We start from the raw sequence: 18,802 nt of genomic DNA on the forward strand, positions 1-18,802 counted from the left end.
GTCAGCCCTTTTTGGTGATCGGTCGCTCCGGCACGTCCGGATTGCGTTCGTCGCGGGTGATGTCGCGGTACCAGAGTTCGTGGTGTTTTTTCGCCCAGGCGCGGCTGACCCAGCCATGCAACATCGCGTCCACCGAACCCTTGATCCACAGCCCCGCGTAGATATGGATGATGATGCTGAGGATCAGCACAAACCCGGCCAGTGCATGCAGCAGCATCGCCCAGCGGATCACGGTGATACCGAAGTACGCACTGAAATACGCCCGCCAGATGACCAGCCCGGTGAACAGCAAACCGAGCATGCACAGCAGTAAAGTCCAGAACAGCAGCTTTTGCCCGGCGTTGTATTTGCCTACCGGCGGCACGGTTTCCTCGTCGTTGACCAGCACCCGGTCGATGCGCCGCAGCCACTTCCAGTCATTACCGATAAAGAAGTTCGCGCGCCAGAACCTGAACACCAGGCCGAGAAACAACACAAACATCACCACGCCCATGAACGGATGCAGAATCCGCGTCCACGGCCCGCCACCGAACAGGTGGGTCAGCCAGAACATCGACGGGTGAAACAACGCCAGCCCCGACAGCCCGGCCATGAAAAACAGGATCGCCACCAGCCAGTGATTGGTGCGCTGGTTGGCGGTGTAACGCAGGATTGTCTTGTTGCTCATGGCCGGTCCTCCCCGCGTGGATCGAAGGTATGCACCGCCGGATCGACGACGTGCACCGAGGTGTCGGGCGGCGTCGGGTGCTCATCTTCCTCGACGCGATTGGGCCCGATGCGCACGTAATGGAAGAACCCGGCCAGCACCGCCGCGCCCATGGCCAGCAGGCCCAAGGGTTTGCTGATGCCTTTCCACAAGCCCACCAGCGGACTGATGGCCGGGTCCTGCGGCAGATTGGCGTAGATTTTCGGTGTATCGGCGTGGTGCAGCACGTACATAACATGAGTGCCGCCGACACCCGCCGGGTCATACAAACCGGCGTTTTCGAAACCACGGCTTTTCAGATCGACGATGCGTTCGGCGGCGTGTTCCTTCATGTCTTCCTTGGTGCCGAAGACGATGGCACCGGTCGGGCAGGTTTTCACGCAGGCCGGTTCCAGCCCCACCGCCACCCGATCCGAACACAAGGTGCATTTGTAGGCCTTGTGATCCTTCTGCGAAATGCGCGGAATGTTGAACGGGCACCCGGTGATGCAATAGCCGCAGCCGATGCAGTGATCCTGATCGAAATCGACGATGCCGTTGGCGTGCTTGATGATCGCGCCAGGGCTCGGGCACGCCGCCAGGCAGCCGGGCTCGGCGCAGTGCATGCAGCCGTCCTTGCGGATCAGCCATTCGAGGTTGCCGGCGTCGGTTTCGTGCTCGGTAAAGCGCATCAGCGTCCAGGTTTCTGCGCTCAAATCCTGCGGATTGTCGTAGGTGCCGTGGTTGTGGCCGACCTCGTCGCGCAACTCGTTCCATTCCGAGCAGGCGACCTGGCAGGCCTTGCAGCCAATGCATTTGGTGGTGTCGATCAGCTTGGCCACCGCCTCCTGATTCCTCACCGATGGCGGCACCGTGGTGGTGGCCGAGCGGGCAATGATGTCTTGGCTGGCCATTTATAGTTTCTCCACGTTGACCAGGAATGACTTGGATTCCGGGGTCTGTGTATTGCCATCGCCGAGGAACGGCACCAGGGTGTTGGTCAGATAGCCGTGACGCGTCAGGCCGGTGAAGCCCCAGTGCAGCGGGATGCCGATCTGATGCACGACCTGGCCGTTGACCTGCAGTGGCCGAATCCGTTTGGTCACCACCGCCACCGCTTCGATAAAGCCGCGTTTGCAAGTGACGCGCACACGATCACCGGCCGCGATGCCCTTCTCTTTCGCCAGCACTTCGCCGATCTCGACAAACTGCTCGGGCTGAGCAATCGCGTTCAATTTGCAGTGCTTGCTCCAGAAGTGGAAATGCTCGGTCAGCCGGTAACTGGTGCCCGCATACGGGAAGTCCTTGGCCTCGCCGAGGGTTTCCCAGACCGAATCGAAGATCCGCGCCGCCGGGTTGCTAGTGGCTTTCTTGTTTTGCGGGTGCAACGGGTTGATGCCGATCGGCGTTTCGAACGGCTCGTAGTGCTCGGGGAATGGCCCCTCGTTCATCTTGTCGACGGCGAAGAAGCGCGCCACGCCTTCGGGGTTCATGATGAACGGGTTCATCCCGGCTTCCGGCGGCACGTCGGCCTTGTAGTCCGGCACGTCGGTGCCGCCCCAGGCCTTGCCGTTCCACCATACGAGGCGCTTTTTCGGATCCCATGGTTTACCCGCGACGTCCGCCGAAGCGCGGTTGTAGAGAATCCGCCGGTTGGCCGGCCAGGCCCATGCCCAGCCTTGATGCTGATGCATGTTGTACGGATCGGAATTATCGCGTCGGGCCATCTGATTGCCGGCCTCGGTCCAACTGCCGGCAAAGATCCAGCAACCGGACGCGGTGCTGCCGTCGTCCTTGAGCTGGGCAAACCCGGCCAGTTGTGAACCGCCCTTGATCACCGCGCCGCTGGCGTCGGTGAAATCGCTGGTGGCGTTGCCATTGAGTTCCTTGGCCAGTTCCTCGGGCGAAGGCTCGTCCGGGACTTTGTACGGCCATGACAATTTCAGCAGCGGATCGGGGAACTTGCCGCCCTCGGCCTGATAACGCTTGCGCAGGCGCAGGAACAGTTCGGCCATGATGCGGATGTCGGTTTGTGCTTCGCCCGGGCCATCGGCGCCTTTCCAGTGCCATTGCAACCAGCGGCTGCTGTTGACCAGCGAACCGTCTTCTTCGGCAAAGCAAGTGGTCGGCAGGCGAATGACTTCGGTCTGGATCTCCTCGCTTTTCACATCGTTGTATGGCCCGACGTTGTGCCAGAACTCCGAGGTTTCGGTGGCCAGCGGATCCATCACCACCAGCCATTTGAGTTTGGCCAGAGCGCCCATCACGCGGTTCTTGTCCGGTAACGCAGCAATCGGGTTGAAGCCTTGGCAGAGGTAGCCGTTGACCTTGCCCTGGCTCATCAGGTCGAACATTTTCAGGACGTCGTAGTTGGGGATGTCGAGTTTCGGCAGGTAGTCGTAATTCCAGTTGTTCTCGACGGTGGCGTTGGCGCCGTACCACGACTTCATCAGGCTGACGTGGAATTTGCTGTAGTTCTGCCAGTACGACAGTTGCCCCGGACGCAGCGGCACTTGCGTGCGTTTGGTAATAAAGGCGTTGTAGTCCTGCTCATTGTCGCTGGCCAGTGTCAGGTAGCCCGGCAGTGCGTTGGACAGCAGGCCAAGGTCGGTCAGGCCCTGAATGTTCGAATGCCCGCGCAAGGCATTCACGCCCCCGCCCGGCATGCCGACGTTGCCCAGCAACAGTTGCACCATCGCCGCGCTGCGGATGATCTGCGCGCCGATCGAATGCTGCGTCCAGCCCAGCGCGTAGAGAATCGTCATGGTTTTGCCCGGTGTCGAGCAAGTGGCGATTTCGTCCCAGATTTTTTGCATGGCATCGACCGGCATGCCGCATATCTGGCTCGCCAGTTCGATGTTGTAGCGGCTGTAATGCTGCTTCATCAGTTGATAGACGCAGCGCGGGTGTTGCAGCGTCGGGTCGACAGTGGCGAAGCCGTCCTCGCCCAACTCGTAACCCCAGCCGGATTTGTCGGTGTAGCTGCGCTTGGCCGCGTCGTAGCCGCTGAAGATGCCGTCTTCGAAGCCATAGCCTTCTTTGACGATGAACGACACGTCGGTGTAATTGCGCACGTACTCGTGCTGGATCTTGTCCTCGGTCAGCAGGTAATTGATCAAACCGCCCATGAAGGCGATGTCGGTACCGGTGCGGATCGGCGCGTAATAGTCGGCCACGGACGCGGTCCGGGTAAAACGCGGATCGACCACGATCAGCCGCGCGGCGTTGTGCGCCTTGGCCTCGGTAACCCATTTGAAGCCGCACGGATGCGCTTCTGCTGCGTTGCCACCCATCACCAGGATCAGATTCGCGTTGGCGATATCGGTCCAGGTATTGGTCATGGCACCACGGCCGTACGTCGGGGCAAGACTTGCCACCGTCGGGCCGTGTCAGACACGCGCCTGGTTATCGAACCCCAGCATGCCGAGACTGCGAATCACCTTCTGGGTGATGTAACCGGCTTCGTTGGACGCTGCCGACGCCGCGAGGAATCCACTGGAAACCCAGCGATTCACCGTTTGCCCGTTGGCATTTTTCTCGATGAAGTTAGCGTCGCGGTCGGTTTTCATCAGATCGACGATGCGGTCGAGCGCTTCGTCCCAACTGATCCGCGTCCATTCGCTGCTGCCGGGCTTGCGCGTTTGCGGGTAGAGCAAACGGCCCGGGCTGTGAATGAAGTCGAGCAGGCCTGCGCCTTTCGGGCAGAGGGTGCCGCGGTTGACCGGGTGGTCGGCGTCGCCCTCGATGTGAATGATGCTTTGCGCTACGTTCTTCGCGGTATCGCCCTGGCTGTACATGATCAAGCCGCACCCGACCGAGCAATACGGACAGGTGTTGCGGGTTTCATGGGTGTGGGCAAGCTTGAAGTGGCGCACCTGCTCGGCGAAGGCCAGCGTCGGGGCCATGCCCAACGCGCCCAGGCTAGAGCCTGCAAGGCCGATACCGGCGACCTTGAAGAACTGACGACGGCTGAGATCCATCGTGCACTCCTGATCAGGTGGAACCCGGTACTGGGGCCGGGCTTTTTCTGGACAATCACGGTTGCGGCAGACGAGTGCCGACTTTTTCACTGTAGACAAAGACCCCACAATCCGTGTGAAAACCGACCGTCGGCCGTTTGTCGGCACTCTCACTGACAGCCGCGCTCCCTGTGGGAGCTGGCTTGCCAGCGATAGCGGTGGGCCAGTCACCTTCATTGTTGGATGTGCCGAAGCTTTCGCTGGCAAGCCAGCTCCCACAGGTTTTGTGTGCTCCCACCGGGCCGTGGGCTTAGAATGCCCGGCAGGACCAATCCCGCCTTCACGAGACCGCGCATGACTTTCGATTTTGATCAGGTATTCGACCGCCACAACACCGGCAGCACCAAGTGGAGCCGTTATCCGGCCGATGTGTTGCCGATGTGGGTCGCTGATATGGATTTCGCTGCGCCACCGGTGGTGATCGAGGCTTTGCAACAGCGCCTGCTGCATCCGCTGGTGGGTTACAGCGTGCCTCAGGAAAATCTGCGTGAGGCCATCGTCGCCGACCTATGGAACAAGTTCGCCTGGAAGGTCAAACCGCAGGAGCTGATCTTTCTCCCGGGTGTCGAGTCGGGCTTCAATATGGCGCTCAAAGCCTTGGTGCAGCCACAGCAGAATGTTGTGGTGCAGGTGCCGAACTATCCGCCGTTGCGTCACGCGCCGGGCCACTGGGGCTTGAACAAAGTCGAACTGGAATTCGTCGCGCAGGCTGACGGCACCTACGCCACGCCGCTGGACGTGTTGCGCGACTCGCTGAACGGCGGTGGCGCGCTGCTGCTGAGCAACCCGCACAACCCGATCGGCAAAGTGTTCGGCCGTGAGGAGTTGCAAGCCGTGGCCGATATCTGCGTGGCGCAAGACGCGTGGATCATCTCCGACGAAATCCATGCCGAGCTGTGCTTCGACGGTCGCGTGCACATTCCCACGGCGTCCCTGAGCCCGGAAATCGCCCGGCGCACCATCACCCTGATGTCGGCGAGCAAGGCGTACAACATCGCCGGCCTCAAGACTTCGTTCATGATCATCCAGGACGCCGCTCTGCGCGAGCGCGTCAATCATGCTCGTTGCGGCATGGTCGACAGCGTCAACCCGCTGGGCATGGAAGCCACCCGCGTGGCTTACAGCGAAGCCGGACCGTGGCTGGCCGAACTGAAAACCTATCTGCAAGCCAACCGCGACTATCTGGTTGAAGCGGTGCGCAGTCGCTTGCCCGGCGTGAGCATCCAGGTGCCACAGGGGACTTACCTGGCCTGGCTCGATTGTTCGGCGCTGGACCTGGGTAATCCGCAGCAGTTTTTCCTTGAACAGGCCAAAGTCGGTTTGAGCGCCGGTAGCGATTTCGGCGATCAGAGTCAGCAATTCGTGCGCCTGAACTTCGGCTGCCCGCGTTCACTGCTGGAAGAAGGCATTGCGCGGATGGAGCGGGCGTTGGCCAGCCGCATCGGTTGAAGGCCGTTGCCATATGCGCGAATTCTTGGTTTCGTGCCACCGCTATCGCCAATGGTGATTAAAAACTGTCATTTATGACAGTTGGCACCCACGCGGATTTGTCGAACCATGGGCTTGTACGTCGCGCCGTCCCCGCGACGAACAGCTTCCATCCCATGGCATCGAGGTTTCAACATGGCAATGCACAATCACATTCGCAATGGCGATTTCAGTAGCGGAGACTTCACACACTGGATAGCCAAAGCCTACGACACGCCAATGTCGGTAGAGCTATGGCAATCCAGTCATGCCGCGCGGATGGTCGGAGGCAGAAGCTCGGGGCAGAATCTGGCGAGCGAAACATTTACGGTCTCGCCCGGACGATTCATCTTCAGTTTCGATGTGCAGGCTCCCGACGCCGTCCCGCTGGAGAACAGCGCGCATCGCCGGTTCCACATCGAGGGCCGCGAAACAGTCGATAACCCCCTGCTTAATGCATTCCTGACTTATACGGTTTGGGCCACCCACGGCAATGACGGCACCGCTGAGGTCTGGTTCGAACAGGCCTACGTCGATCCGAAAAAACAGCGGATCAATCTTGAAGGCGTTATCCCGCCGGGTTTTGCTCAGGTGGATGTTCACTTCGGGATTCCCAATGATCCATTCGGCAACAAAGGCCCTTACTTCATTGATAATGTGCAGTTTTTGATGGCGGCGTAAGTTCTGCCCGGGTGCCATGCGTTGTGATGATCCGAGTCGCTAGGACAGGTGTTACGGGCTATGATGGCGCCCCTTCCCGTCCTGCCATGCCAGTCGATTCCATGCCTTTCGAACTCAGCGTTGACCTGACCACCCTCGCCATTCTGGCCCTTGTCGCTTTCATTGCCGGTTTCATCGATGCCATCGCTGGCGGTGGTGGTTTGCTGACCACGCCGGCGCTGCTGACGGCCGGCCTGCCGCCGCACCTGGTACTGGGCACCAACAAACTGAGCTCGACCTTCGGCTCGGCCACCGCCAGTTTCACGTTCTACCGACGCAAGCTGTTCCATCCACGGCAATGGGTCCACGCGATTGTCGGCACGCTGGTTGGCGCACTGACCGGCGCCATCGTCGCGCATTACCTGCCAGCAGAATGGCTGAACAAAATGCTCCCGGTGATCGTCTTCGCCTGTGGCCTGTATCTGCTGTTCGGCGGCACCCCAAAAGCGCCGCTGGACAGCGACGCGCCGATCAAAAAGAAATGGCAATCGACCCAGGGCTTCAGCCTTGGTTTTTATGATGGCGTGGCCGGCCCCGGCACAGGCGCGTTCTGGACGGTCAGCAGCCTGTTGCTCTACCCGATCGACCTGGTCAAGGCCAGCGGTGTGGCGCGCAGCATGAACTTCGTCAGTAACATTGCGGCGCTGTCGGTGTTCGTGTTTTCCGGGCAGGTGGACTGGATCATCGGCCTGAGCATGGGCCTGTCGGTGATGGTCGGCGCGTTCTTCGGCGCACGCACCGCAATCAGCGGTGGCGCCAAGTTCATTCGTCCAGTGTTCATCACCGTGGTGCTGGGCCTGACCGTGCGCCTAGCCTGGCAGCACTGGTTCAGCGTGGCCTAAGCGCCGCGCCACGTAGACGTCGATCAGATAACGGGCAATCGACTTGGACGCCGGCAACGGCGGCAGGTCGTGCACGTTGAACCACTGGGCGTCTTCGATCTCGTCTTCCTGACAGACAATCTCGCCACCAGCGTACTCGGCATGGAAACCGAGCATCATCGAATGCGGGAACGGCCAGCACTGGCTGCCCATGTATTGAATGTTCTTCACCTCGATCTGCACTTCTTCGCGCACTTCACGAATCAGGCAGTCTTCCGCCGATTCGCCCGGCTCGGCGAACCCGGCCAGCGTGCTGTAGACACCAGTGACGAAGCGCGGTGAACGTGCCAGCAGAATCTCGTCACCACGGGTCACCAACACAATCATGCTTGGCGAGATACGCGGATAACTGCGCAAATCACACGGCTGGCAATACATCGCCCGCTCGCGCGGCACCTGGGTCATGGCCTGCCCGCAGTTGCCGCAGAAGCGATGCTCACGCGCCCAGGTACCAATTTGCGCGGCGTAACCGAGCACTTTATAAATCGTGTGATCGCCATCGAGCATGAACGCTCGCAGGCCTTTCCAATTGCAGCCCGGCACCTCGCTGGCACTGCGCAGTTCCAGCAGATACACCGGCTCGCCATCGAGATGGCCGATGCCGTGTTCGGCAAGAATCGACAAGTCCTGACGCTTGAGCCATTCCCGTGGGAACAGCGCGCCGTTGTCATCGAACAGAAAACCTTCGGGGCTGCGCGCCACGGTCCAGCCGCCCGGTTGATCGGTGTCCAGTACTGCAGTGGTCCAGCGAGATGTCATGGTTTCTCAATCCAGAAATTCGGGTTTCTGTTTGCTCATATGGGCGGCCATGGCCACGCGCAAGTCGGTGGATTGCAACATGGCGGCGTTCCAGGTGGCAACGTATTCGAGGCCGTCGTCAATGCGATGGTCGCGCATGTAGCTGATCATTTCCTTGGTGCCGGTGACCGCAATCGGCGATTTGCCGGCGATGTCACGAGCAATATCAAAGACGCCTTCGAGCAGCACATCCTTGTCGCTGTACACGCGATTGACCAGGCCGATGCTGCGCGCCTCTTCCGCACCAAAGGTGCGACCGGTGTAAGCCAGTTCACGCAGCATGCCGTCACCGATGATCCGTGGCAACCGTTGCAATGTGCCAACATCGGCGGCCATGCCGATATCGATTTCCTTGATCGAGAATTGCGCGTCTTCGGCGGCGTAACGCATGTCGCACGCGGCGATCAGATCGATTGCGCCGCCCAGGCAGTAACCTTGAATCGCCGCCAGCACCGGTTTGCGGCAGCTATCGACGGCATTGAACGAAGCTTGCAGGGTCAGAATCTTTTTGCGCAGCAGGCGCGCGTTGCGACCGACGTCCTTGCCCAGTTCATTGGCGACGCCGGCGAGCATCATCAGGTCGATGCCCGAGGAGAAATGTTTGCCGTTACCGCTCAGGACCACCACACGGACTTCGTCAGTGTCATCGATCCATTGGAAAATCTCGACGATCTCGCTCCAGAACGCGGCGTTCATCGAGTTGATCTTTTCCGGGCGATTGATCTGAACATGGGCGATGTTGTCGGCCAGTTCGACACTGAAGGCGGTGTATTGAGTCATGGCAGTGATCCTTTACCGGGCTGAAAATGAGGCCCGAACTATAACAAGGCATCACGGCGGCGGTTCGGCCAAATGCGGGACTGTCTTGAGTTTTGCTTTGCCAATGCCGGCCTCTTCGCGAGCAGGCTCGCTCCCACACGTTGAAATGCATTCCCTTTGTGGGAGCGGGCTTGCCCGCGATGGCGTCGGCTCAATCACCACCTATCATCGAGCCAGACGCCGAAGCCCAAACAACATCCCCCCTGCCCCCAACAGCATCACCGCCAAAAACAGCGGATAGGAAACCCACCACGGCGTCCCCGCCGTCATCATGCTGAACTCCGACATGCCGCCAATGCTCGCGATCAGGTTCAACGGTAGAAACACCACGTTGATCAACGTCAGCTTGCGCAGCAGGTTGTTCATGCTGTTGTTCATCAGGTTGCCACGCGCATCGATCAGCCCGGAAAACACCGTCGAGTAAATCTCCGCCTGTTTGTAGCACTGGTTGTTTTCGATGATCAGGTCGTCGATCAATCCGATCGCTTCGCTGCCGAAGTGCTGTTTCTCGGCGTGGTTACGCAAGCGCGTCAACACGGCGCCGTTGCTGTGCAGGGCATTGATGTAATAGATCAGGCTTTCACTGAGGTTGAACATCTGCACCAGATGCTGGTTTTGCATCGAGGCGTTGAATTTTTGCTGCAACTCGCGGGCGACCAGTTTGATCACCTTCAAGTGCCCGAGGTAGTGATGGATATTGTTGAAGAGCAAATCCAGCAACACATCCAGCGGCGTGTTTAGCGGCTGCCGCGTGCCAAGGCCGTGCAGCGGCGTGTCATCGGTGGCGATCACCAGCAGTTGTCCCGGCGCGAACAGCAAACCGCAGGATGACACTTCGAAGGCCAGACTGCCGCCACCGGAATAGTTTTCCGGGCGTTTCCAGATCAGGAACAAATGATCCGGGTGAAACTCGATCCGCGACACCTCGTCCGGGTCCAGCGCCGAGGCCAATGCGTGTTCATCGACTTTGAAATGACTGCGCAGCAAGTCGCGCTCGGCGGCGTCAGGGTTGCTGAACAGCATCACCTCGGCGTCCAGCCGTTCGACCCGCTGCAAGGCGCCGTGGCTCAGGGCAAAACTGCTGATCATCGGCGTGTCACCAGGCCTGGCCGCGACGTTTCAGCTCAAGGCGTCGCACGAACTCTTCCAGCACCAGTGAATACAGGTCGTCCTGTAAATAAGCGTCTTCGATCCCGGCGTCGAGATTGGGGTTGTCGTTGACCTCGATCACCACCACTTTATCGCCGGCCTGTTTCAGGTCGACGCCATAGAGACCGTCGCCGATCAGATTGGCGGTCTTCACGGCCAGTTCCACCACCGCGCGCGGCGCCTCGTGGATCGCCAGTGTCCGGCACTCGCCGTTGACGTCCTGGCCCTTGGCCTTGTGGTTGTAGATCTGCCAGTGGCCCTTGGACATGAAGTACTGGCACGCGAAGATCGGTTTGCGGTTGAGCACGCCGATGCGCCAGTCGTATTCGGTGTAGAAAAATTCCTGGGCCAGCAACAGCACCGAATGTTCGAACAACTGCGCCGTGGCTTCGAGCAGCGCCTGCTGGCTTTCCACCTTGATCACACCGCGCGAAAAACAGCCATCGGGAATCTTCAGCACCAAAGGAAACCCCAGGCGTTCGCCGACCCGCTCGAAGTCTTCGGGTCGCTCTTTGTAGAGGATTTCGGTGGCGGGCATGCCCAGTTGATGGCTGTTGAGCAGGTCGGTGAGGTAGACCTTGTTGGTGCAGCGCAGAATCGAGGCCGGGTCGTCCATCACCACCAAGCCTTCGCTTTCGGCCTTCTTGGCGAAGCGGTAGGTGTGGTTGTCGACGCTGGTGGTTTCGCGGATCAACAGGCCGTCGTACTCGGCCAGCCGCGCATAATCCTTGCGCTCGATCAGTTCGACATCGATGCCCATGGTCTTGCCGACCCTGACGAAATTCTCCAGAGCCTTGCTGTTTGACGGCGGCAACGCCTCTTGCGGATCGTGCAGAATCGCCAGGTCGTAGCGCGCCACTTGCCGGGAGCGTGGCATGCGCCAGACTTTACGGCTGAAGCCGTCCAGTGCATTGGCGAACTGGTCCTCCTGATCGTCGCGCAACTTGTGCAGCGCGCCGGATTTTATTCCTTCGATGTGCCAACCGTTAGTTCGGCGAAACTCAACTAACAAAATCGGACACGGGAATACTTCGAATAACTGGCGGGCCAAATCCTGTAATGGCTCGATGTGCGTTCTGCCGAAATAAAGTGTCAGGGTGAATCCTTCGGTATCACTGTAGAGGTGATGACTGAGGGCTTTTTCCAATGTTTTATCGAGATCGTCCAGCGCCAGTCCGTAGAGTGATTTCTTGGTCAGTTCGCTGATGGTGCGCACCGATGGAATCACTTTGTGCCCTCGGGCTTCGGCCAGCAGCGAGCAGTAATAACCGTGGCCCAGGTACTTGTAGCTGCGGCACAGGTTGATCACCTGCACGCGCTTGCCCGACTCGTTGTCACGGGTTTGCTCAAGGTATTCCTGCGCCGTGATGATGTCCTCGCTGGGAAAATAGGACGCCCAGTCTTCCTTGCGTTCGACAATGATCAGCACTTGACTGGAAGTTCTGACCGCTGAATTTAAATAAGTTGCCGCCGGCAAACTTTGCTCGGATACTTCGCGCCAATGACCCTGTACCGCTGACATAGAGATTGATCCGTTGGAGAACAAGACCATTTCTATTAAGCACGAAGTTTTTCGAAAGTCCCGTTTCGTTACGCAACTTTTACGGTGGTCATATGAGTGCTGTTTTTCGTTTGGCGGTAGTTGAAGACCTGCCGGCATTGCTGGCATTGGAAATGCAATGTTTCACCACAGATCGACTCACCCCTCGCAGTTTCCAGTGGATGATCACTCGGGCGCATGCGCAGTTACTGGTCGCCGAACGGGAGGGTCAATTGCTGGGGTACGCGCTGGTGTTGTTTCATCGCGGCACGTCCCTGGCGCGGTTGTATTCCATCGCCATTGCTGCCCAGGCGCGCGGCACAGGGCTCGGCAAGCAATTACTGCAGCACATGGAAACCTGCGCACTCGAACACGATTGTGCCTATCTGCGCCTGGAGGTGCGTACTGACAACCCTGCCGCTATCGCCCTGTACGAACGCAACGGTTACCGGCGTTTTGCGCTGATTCATGATTACTACGAAGACCACGCCGATGCACTGCGTCTGGAGAAACGCATTCTTCAACACCGCGACTCACGCAGCATCAAGGTGCCGTGGTATGCGCAGACTACCGACTTCACCTGTGGCCCGGCCTGTCTGTTGATGGCCATGGGTGCGTTGCAGCCTTCGCGCTTACTGGAGCGCCGTGAAGAACTGCAAATCTGGCGCGAAGCGACCACGGTGTTCATGACCTCCGGTCATGGCGGATGCAGTCCGCAGGGATTGGCACTCGCGGCATGGCGGCGGGGTTTTCGCGTGCGTCTGCAACTGAGCCTGGCGGGGCCGTTGTTTCTCGATGGTGTACGCGATGAGCATAAAAAAGACGTCATGCGTCTGGTGCATGAGGAGTTCACTGAGCAACTGGACCAGAGCGACGTTGAGTGTGTGATCGGTGCGCCGCTGGATCTGCCGCGTTTACTGGACGCGGGTGGACAGCCACTGGTGTTGATCAGCAGCTATCGCCTGACCCGATCGAAGTCGCCGCACTGGGTGGTGGTGACGGATTGTGATGCGGATTTTGTGTATCTGCATGATCCGGATGTTGATCACAGCCAGCATCGTCAGCCCATGGACTGCCAGCATGTGCCGGTAAGTCATGGCGAGTTCGAGAAGATGTGCCGGTTTGGGCGCGGGAAGCTCAGGGCTGCGGTGGTTTTGTACGCCTGCAACAGATGACTTATGCTCCAAAACTGCTTTCGTGGTGAGGGGATTTAGCGAAACGTCGCACCGCCCCGATGGGTCGCGAAGCGCACCCAGACTTTAATGAAAAAGCGGGGACCGCTGCGCAGTCCATCGGGGATAAATCCCCTCGCCACAACGCTCCCCTTGTATCTGAAATCAAGTTACTTCAGACCGATCTTGTACAGCGAACCATTGTCCTCATCCGTCAATACATACAGATAACCATCCGGCCCCTGGCGTACATCGCGAATGCGCTGCTTCAGCTCGCCCAGCAAGCGCTCCTCATGCACAACCTTGTCGCCATCGAACTGCAAGCGAATCAACTCCTGACTCACCAGCGCACCGATAAACAGGTTTTGCTGCCAAGGCTTGAAGCGGTCGGCATCGTAAAACGCCATACCCGTCACGCCTGGCGATTTTTCCCAGACGTGGCGAGGATCTACACCACCTTCAATGCTTTTGCCTTGTGCTTCGGGGATTGGCTGCAGCGAGTAGTTGATGCCATGGGTCGCCAGCGGCCAGCCATAGTTCTTCCCGCGTTCGATGATGTTGACCTCATCGCCGCCGCGCGGGCCGTGTTCGTTTTCCCAAATGGTGCCGTTCCACGGATTGAGCGCAGCGCCCTGCGGGTTGCGAATGCCGTAGGCCCAGATCTCCGGGCGCACACCGGATTGGCCCACGAACGGATTGTCGTCCGGTACTTTACCGTCCGCAAAGATCCGCACGATCTTGCCTTGCAGTTTGTCGAGATCCTGCGCGGTTGGCCGGTCGTTGTTTTCACCCAGGGTGATGAACAGATAGCCGTCTCGATCAAACACCAGCCGCGATCCGAAATGGTTGCCGGTCGAGAGTTTCGGCTCCTGACGGAAGATCACTTTGAAATCCTTCAGCGTTTTCAGGTCATCCGACAGATACCCGCGCCCTACCGCTGTCCCGGCCTTGTCGCCCGCACCGCCACCTTCGGCGTATGACAGATACACCAGCCGATCCTGTTTGAACTCCGGCGACAGAACGACATCGAGCAGACCGCCCTGCCCCTTGGCCCAGACCTTCGGCACCCCGCTGATCGGCGCCGAAAGTTTGCCGTCCGTACCGACCACGCGCAAATTGCCCGGTCGTTCGGTCACCAGCATGCCCTGGCGATCCGGCAGGAAAGCCAGTGCCCATGGATGTTCAAGGCCTTGGGCGATCGTGGTGACTTCGAGGGTGCCCTGCTCGCTTTGCAGCTCTTTGGGGGCGGCAGCGAATGCCGACGCGCTGATCAGAGCGCCGGCGCACAGGCTGGCTAGAAGGGTTTTACGCAACATGCACGATTCCTTTTGTTGGTTTCAAAGGCTGGCAGCACCGCAGTACCGCCGTTCAACGGGTGTCAGTGCTTCGTGAAGGTGGGTTGGGAATGAAGGTCGGCGGTGTACTCGGCACCGAACGAATCGGCTGGCCATTGCCAATACCGCGATTTTCGACGGTGGGCTGACGCGGCGTCGGCACGGTGTTCGGCCCGCGAAGAGGCGGAGCGCTGGGCTGGGTGCCCTGCATGCTGTTGGGGTTGGCTCGGCGAATCGGGCTGTTGTAAGGGTTGTTGCTGTTGCCGGTCGGACTTTGTGCCAGCACTGCGTCCGCATGAACCAGGCCGCCACTGAGTGTCAGGACGGCGATGCCAAGCATTAAGCGGTTCATGGGATTGCCTCTCGATGTGCAGGGAGTAGAGCCTTCGAGTCCACGCTACGCCGTGGGTTCGGATTTGTTAACCCGTGCCGCTTAAACAACATGTAACACGGCTTGACCAAGTCGTCTGAAACCCGTGCATTCACTGGAAACTTTCGCGCAAGCGCACAGGTCACCTGAACATCACTCGGAGAACTCACCATGGCTCGGGCAATCTGGAAAGGCGCGATCAGTTTCGGACTGGTTCACATCCCTGTCGCACTGGTTTCGGCGACATCGTCCCAAGGCGTGGACTTCGACTGGCTCGACAGCCGCAGCATGGACCCGGTGGGCTACAAACGGGTCAACAAGGTCACCGGCAAGGAAGTCACCAAGGAAAACATCGTCAAAGGCGTAGCGTATGAAAAGGGCCGCTACGTGGTCCTCAGCGAAGAGGAAATTCGCTCGGCACATCCGGTATCGACCCAGACCATCGACATTTTTTCATTCGTCGACGCCGAGCAAATCCCCTTGCAAAACATCGATACGCCTTACTACCTGGCGCCCGACAAGCGCGGTGGCAAGGTTTACGCGTTGCTGCGCGAAACCCTGAGCAAGACCAATAAAGTCGCCCTGGCCCGTGTCGTCTTGCATACGCGGCAATACCTGGCGGCATTGATGCCGCTGGAGTCGGCTCTGGTGCTGGTAAAACTGCGCTGGCCGCAGGAGGTTCGCGACCTCGATCAACTGGAGCTGGGCAGCGAAGTGACCAAACCACAGTTGGCCAAGGGCGAACTGGACATGGCCAAACGACTGGTTGAGGACATGAGCGGGGACTGGAGTCCTGAGGATTACAAGGACGAGTTCGAAGACAAGATTATGGCGCTGGTGGAGAAAAAGGCCCATGAAGGCAAGATCGAGGATGTTGAAACCGTGGGTGGCGAGGAAGAGCGCAAGTCGGCCGATGTTATCGATTTGACCGAGCTGCTCAAACGCAGCCTGGGTGGCAAGGCGCCCGCCAAATCAAAGCCTAAAACAGCGACTAAAGCGGCGCCGGCGAAGAAGACGAAGAAAGCGTCCTGAGCATGACAACTGAAGGTTTGTCAGGCAACTGACAGGTTGCTTTTGCGACAGTCATCGCTGGCAAGCCTGCTCCCACAGTGGTCGGTGTGATGCGCAGCACACTTCGAACCCTGTGAGAGCTGGCTCACAGGAATATTCAGATCAGAATGAAGATCGCCAGCAATCCACCGAAGATCGCCCACTTTTCCATGTAGTAGCGCTTGCGATTGCGCTTTTTCAGCTCTTTACCGCGCAAACGGATCTTGTAGATTTTGGTAAACAACCGGTTGATCCCACCGGTACGGTCACCGGCGTCGTTCGGCGCGCCGGCGGCGGACATCACGGTGCGGCTGAACCAGCCATTGAACGCGGCGGCCCAGCGGTACTTCATCGGCCGCTCAATGTCACAGAACAGGATGATGCGGTTCTTGTCCGTGGTGTTTTCTGCGTAATGAATGAAAGTTTCATCGAACATCACCGCTTCACCATCACGCCAGTGATAGTTCTCGCCGTCGACATTGATGTAGCAACCGGCATCATTCGGCGTTTCCAGGCCCAGGTGATAGCGATAGGAACCGGCATACGGATCGCGGTGACGCACCAGTTTCGAGCCGGGTGGCAGTTCGGCAAACATAGCGGCCTTGATCGAACCGATGCTCTGCACCAATTCAGTGGTGCGCGGGCACAGCTTCATTGCCGACGGATGACTCTCGCCGTACCACTTGAGGTAAAAACGCTTCCAGCCGCTTTTGAAGAATGAATTAAAGCCGACATCGTCGTACTGGTTCGAGCGCTTGATCTCACCGGCACGCAGCAAGTTCTGGCCTTCTTCGCGAATCTCCTGCCAATGTGCCTGCAATGGGCTGAGATCAGGAAATTCTGCGGGATTCAGATACGGCGTATTGGGCTTTTTCGAAAACAGGTACAGAAAGCAGTTGATCGGCGCCAGAAACGTCGAATGGTCGCTTAACTGACGACCCAGTTTGTGGCGCACACGGCCACGCAAGTGAACGTATGCAATGGAAATGACATAAATAGCAGCAATGATGAGTTTCACGGAAATCGTCACACGTCAGAAAGTGAACAAACTGCGCGCCTGATGGCTAGAAGCCCAGCGTCTGATGCAGTGGTCTGAGTACAAAATGGCACGTCCTTGAGCCCGCGCCGCTGTAGGGCGTTGGGTGAATGGATGGCATTTTAGCCACAGTTTGTAACTGATAGTGAGCCTTCATCTGTGAAAATCTGTCCCGCGATTGCGCCAATCGGCGCTCACAGCGTCATCGCCCTATCGTTTAAAGAGCCAGACCAGTACAATCGCCGCCAAACTTTACGCGCCCCCCTTGGTTGATGACGGGAACCTCCCCGCTTCAGCGCACTTTGACTCGGGCCAAGCGCTCCAGCCGCACCCTCGCTACTCAGAATGCTTCGCAGGAAAAACTCTTGATTTCTACAGCTAACATCACGATGCAGTTCGGCGCCAAGCCGCTCTTCGAAAACGTTTCGGTCAAATTCGGCGCGGGCAACCGTTATGGCCTGATCGGCGCCAACGGTTGCGGCAAGTCGACCTTCATGAAAATCCTCGGCGGTGACCTCGACCCGTCCGCTGGCCAGGTCATGCTTGAGCCGAACGTGCGCCTGGGTAAATTGCGCCAGGATCAGTTCGCTTACGAAGAATTCACCGTGATCGACACCGTGATCATGGGTCACGAAGAGCTGTGGAAGGTCAAGGCTGAACGCGACCGCATCTACTCGCTGCCGGAAATGAGCGAAGAAGACGGCATGGCCGTTGCCGAGCTGGAAACCGAATTCGCCGAAATGGACGGCTACACCGCCGAATCCCGTGCCGGTGAGTTGCTGCTGGGTCTGGGTATCGGTATCGAGCAACACTTCGGCCCGATGAGCGAAGTCTCGCCAGGCTGGAAGCTCCGTGTGTTGCTGGCACAGGCACTGTTCTCCGATCCGGAAGTGCTGTTGCTCGACGAACCGACCAACCACCTGGACATCAACACCATTCGCTGGCTGGAAAACGTTCTGACCCAGCGTAACAGCCTGATGATCATCATCTCTCACGACCGTCACTTCCTGAACAGCGTGTGCACGCACATGGCTGACCTGGATTACGGCGAGCTGCGTCTGTTCCCGGGCAACTACGACGAGTACATGACCGTGGCGACCCAGTCCCGCGAGCAACTGCTGTCGGACAACGCCAAGAAGAAAGCGCAGATTTCCGAGCTGCAATCGTTCGTCAGCCGCTTCTCGGCCAACGCCTCGAAAGCCAAGCAGGCCACTTCCCGCGCCAAGGCGATCGACAAGATCCAGTTGGCCGAGGTCAAGCCTTCGAGCCGTGTCAGCCCGTTCATCCGTTTCGATCAGAACAAGAAGCTGCACCGCCAGGCTGTCATGGTCGAAAAAATGGCCAAAGGTTTCGACGGCAAGCCGCTGTTCAAGGACTTCAGCTTCCAGGTTGAAGCGGGCGAGCGCGTAGCGATCATCGGCCCGAACGGTATCGGCAAGACCACCCTGCTGCGCACTCTGGTCAACGAACTGACCCCGGACGCCGGCACCGTCAAGTGGACCGACGCCGCGGAACTGGGCTACTACGCTCAGGACCACGCGCACGACTTCGAAGACGACGTCACCCTGTTTGACTGGATGGGTCAGTGGACTCAGGGCGAGCAGATGATTCGCGGTACTTTGGGGCGCATGCTGTTCTCCAACGACGAGATCCTCAAGTCGGTCAAGGTGATTTCCGGTGGTGAGCAAGGTCGCATGCTGTTCGGCAAGCTGATCCTGCAAAAGCCGAACGTGCTGATCATGGACGAACCGACCAACCACTT

15 protein-coding genes and 1 pseudogene are annotated in these 18,802 nt (G+C 58.8%); 6 read left to right on the top strand and 10 right to left on the bottom strand.

Going from position 1 to position 18,802, the window contains the following annotated elements:
- Position 1: 1 nt before the first annotated feature.
- Genes ACIONG_RS02150 through fdnG form a run of 3 tightly spaced genes read right to left on the bottom strand, consistent with a single transcriptional unit; the run spans position 2 to position 4,665 of the window.
- Positions 2–667: a formate dehydrogenase subunit gamma gene (locus ACIONG_RS02150; protein WP_315445486.1), complete on the bottom strand. Its 666-nt coding sequence runs from the start codon at positions 665–667 to the stop codon at positions 2–4.
- Positions 664–1,599, bottom strand: a complete 936-nt coding sequence (fdxH, locus tag ACIONG_RS02155; RefSeq protein WP_401296400.1) for a formate dehydrogenase subunit beta — start codon at positions 1,597–1,599, stop codon at positions 664–666. Before fdxH ends, ACIONG_RS02150 begins: the two co-directional genes overlap by 4 nt.
- The gene (fdnG, locus tag ACIONG_RS02160; RefSeq protein WP_401296402.1) at positions 1,600–4,665 is read right to left on the bottom strand and encodes a formate dehydrogenase-N subunit alpha; all 3,066 of its coding nucleotides are present in this window, start codon (positions 4,663–4,665) and stop codon (positions 1,600–1,602) included. It lies immediately after the preceding gene.
- Positions 4,666–4,998: 333 nt separating this feature from the next.
- Between fdnG and ACIONG_RS02165 the strand changes: the two genes are divergently transcribed.
- The 3 genes from ACIONG_RS02165 to ACIONG_RS02175 all read left to right on the top strand — a co-directional run bounded on the left by ACIONG_RS02165 (position 4,999) and on the right by ACIONG_RS02175 (position 7,733).
- On the top strand, positions 4,999–6,153 hold the full coding sequence (locus ACIONG_RS02165) for a MalY/PatB family protein (protein WP_212808901.1): 1,155 nt from the start codon (positions 4,999–5,001) through the stop codon (positions 6,151–6,153).
- A gap of 174 nt (positions 6,154–6,327) precedes the next feature.
- Positions 6,328–6,852 carry a hypothetical protein gene (locus ACIONG_RS02170; protein WP_401296405.1) on the top strand — a complete coding sequence of 175 codons (525 nt, stop codon included), beginning with the start codon at positions 6,328–6,330 and terminating at the stop codon, positions 6,850–6,852.
- 101 nt (positions 6,853–6,953) lie between these two features.
- Positions 6,954–7,733, top strand: a complete 780-nt coding sequence (locus tag ACIONG_RS02175) for a TSUP family transporter (protein WP_103302453.1) — start codon at positions 6,954–6,956, stop codon at positions 7,731–7,733.
- Here the strand turns inward: ACIONG_RS02175 and nudC are convergent.
- The 4 genes from nudC to ACIONG_RS02195 form a co-directional block, all read right to left on the bottom strand.
- Complete coding sequence (gene nudC, locus ACIONG_RS02180; protein ID WP_401296407.1) at positions 7,701–8,531, bottom strand: NAD(+) diphosphatase; 831 nt, start codon at positions 8,529–8,531, stop codon at positions 7,701–7,703. The two genes, ACIONG_RS02175 and nudC, sit on opposite strands and share 33 nt — an antisense overlap.
- Positions 8,532–8,537: 6 nt before the next feature.
- Positions 8,538–9,350, bottom strand: a complete 813-nt coding sequence (locus ACIONG_RS02185) for a crotonase/enoyl-CoA hydratase family protein (protein WP_401296409.1) — start codon at positions 9,348–9,350, stop codon at positions 8,538–8,540.
- Positions 9,351–9,554: 204 nt separating this feature from the next.
- On the bottom strand, positions 9,555–10,478 hold the full coding sequence (locus ACIONG_RS02190; RefSeq protein WP_212808905.1) for a magnesium transporter CorA family protein: 924 nt from the start codon (positions 10,476–10,478) through the stop codon (positions 9,555–9,557).
- Between the two features lie 7 nt (positions 10,479–10,485).
- Positions 10,486–12,060 carry a RimK family protein gene (locus ACIONG_RS02195; protein ID WP_103302070.1) on the bottom strand — a complete coding sequence of 525 codons (1,575 nt, stop codon included), beginning with the start codon at positions 12,058–12,060 and terminating at the stop codon, positions 10,486–10,488.
- A gap of 92 nt (positions 12,061–12,152) precedes the next feature.
- Here ACIONG_RS02195 and rimI point away from each other — a divergent pair, with 92 nt between their 5' ends.
- A complete protein-coding gene (gene rimI, locus ACIONG_RS02200; protein WP_401296411.1) occupies positions 12,153–13,253 on the top strand; it encodes a ribosomal protein S18-alanine N-acetyltransferase in 1,101 nt (366 codons plus the stop codon).
- Between the two features lie 167 nt (positions 13,254–13,420).
- On the opposite strand, the gene ACIONG_RS02205 is transcribed toward rimI, so the two are convergent.
- On the bottom strand, positions 13,421–14,566 hold the full coding sequence (locus ACIONG_RS02205) for a PQQ-dependent sugar dehydrogenase (protein ID WP_401296413.1): 1,146 nt from the start codon (positions 14,564–14,566) through the stop codon (positions 13,421–13,423).
- A gap of 52 nt (positions 14,567–14,618) precedes the next feature.
- On the bottom strand, positions 14,619–14,936 hold the full coding sequence (locus tag ACIONG_RS02210; protein ID WP_103302073.1) for a hypothetical protein: 318 nt from the start codon (positions 14,934–14,936) through the stop codon (positions 14,619–14,621).
- A gap of 189 nt (positions 14,937–15,125) precedes the next feature.
- Here ACIONG_RS02210 and ACIONG_RS02215 point away from each other — a divergent pair, with 189 nt between their 5' ends.
- Positions 15,126–15,986 carry a Ku protein gene (locus ACIONG_RS02215; protein WP_401296415.1) on the top strand — a complete coding sequence of 287 codons (861 nt, stop codon included), beginning with the start codon at positions 15,126–15,128 and terminating at the stop codon, positions 15,984–15,986.
- A gap of 136 nt (positions 15,987–16,122) precedes the next feature.
- Here the strand turns inward: ACIONG_RS02215 and lpxO are convergent, their stop codons facing one another.
- Positions 16,123–17,022 (bottom strand): lipid A hydroxylase LpxO, encoded by a 900-nt coding sequence (lpxO, locus tag ACIONG_RS02220; RefSeq protein WP_401296417.1) that lies wholly within the window; start codon positions 17,020–17,022, stop codon positions 16,123–16,125.
- Positions 17,023–17,405: 383 nt separating this feature from the next.
- On the opposite strand from lpxO, the pseudogene ACIONG_RS02225 reads away from it, so the two are divergent.
- Positions 17,406–18,802, top strand: a pseudogene (locus ACIONG_RS02225) (ABC-F family ATPase); the annotation flags it as partial.

The organism is Pseudomonas sp. NPDC087817 (assembly GCF_044742875.1).
Lineage (GTDB): Bacteria > Pseudomonadota > Gammaproteobacteria > Pseudomonadales > Pseudomonadaceae > Aquipseudomonas.

Excerpts from the sequence above, each read along its gene's own strand:
- ACIONG_RS02150 (WP_315445486.1), bottom strand. The coding sequence starts at position 667 with ATGAGCAACAAGACAATCCTGCGTTACACCGCCAACCAGCGCACCAAT.
- fdxH (WP_401296400.1), bottom strand. The coding sequence starts at position 1,599 with ATGGCCAGCCAAGACATCATTGCCCGCTCGGCCACCACCACGGTGCCG.
- ACIONG_RS02165 (WP_212808901.1), top strand. The coding sequence starts at position 4,999 with ATGACTTTCGATTTTGATCAGGTATTCGACCGCCACAACACCGGCAGC.
- ACIONG_RS02170 (WP_401296405.1), top strand. The coding sequence starts at position 6,328 with ATGGCAATGCACAATCACATTCGCAATGGCGATTTCAGTAGCGGAGAC.
- ACIONG_RS02175 (WP_103302453.1), top strand. The coding sequence starts at position 6,954 with ATGCCTTTCGAACTCAGCGTTGACCTGACCACCCTCGCCATTCTGGCC.
- nudC (WP_401296407.1), bottom strand. The coding sequence starts at position 8,531 with ATGACATCTCGCTGGACCACTGCAGTACTGGACACCGATCAACCGGGC.
- ACIONG_RS02185 (WP_401296409.1), bottom strand. The coding sequence starts at position 9,350 with ATGACTCAATACACCGCCTTCAGTGTCGAACTGGCCGACAACATCGCC.
- ACIONG_RS02190 (WP_212808905.1), bottom strand. The coding sequence starts at position 10,478 with ATGATCAGCAGTTTTGCCCTGAGCCACGGCGCCTTGCAGCGGGTCGAA.
- ACIONG_RS02195 (WP_103302070.1), bottom strand. The coding sequence starts at position 12,060 with ATGTCAGCGGTACAGGGTCATTGGCGCGAAGTATCCGAGCAAAGTTTG.
- rimI (WP_401296411.1), top strand. The coding sequence starts at position 12,153 with ATGAGTGCTGTTTTTCGTTTGGCGGTAGTTGAAGACCTGCCGGCATTG.
- ACIONG_RS02205 (WP_401296413.1), bottom strand. The coding sequence starts at position 14,566 with ATGTTGCGTAAAACCCTTCTAGCCAGCCTGTGCGCCGGCGCTCTGATC.
- ACIONG_RS02210 (WP_103302073.1), bottom strand. The coding sequence starts at position 14,936 with ATGAACCGCTTAATGCTTGGCATCGCCGTCCTGACACTCAGTGGCGGC.
- ACIONG_RS02215 (WP_401296415.1), top strand. The coding sequence starts at position 15,126 with ATGGCTCGGGCAATCTGGAAAGGCGCGATCAGTTTCGGACTGGTTCAC.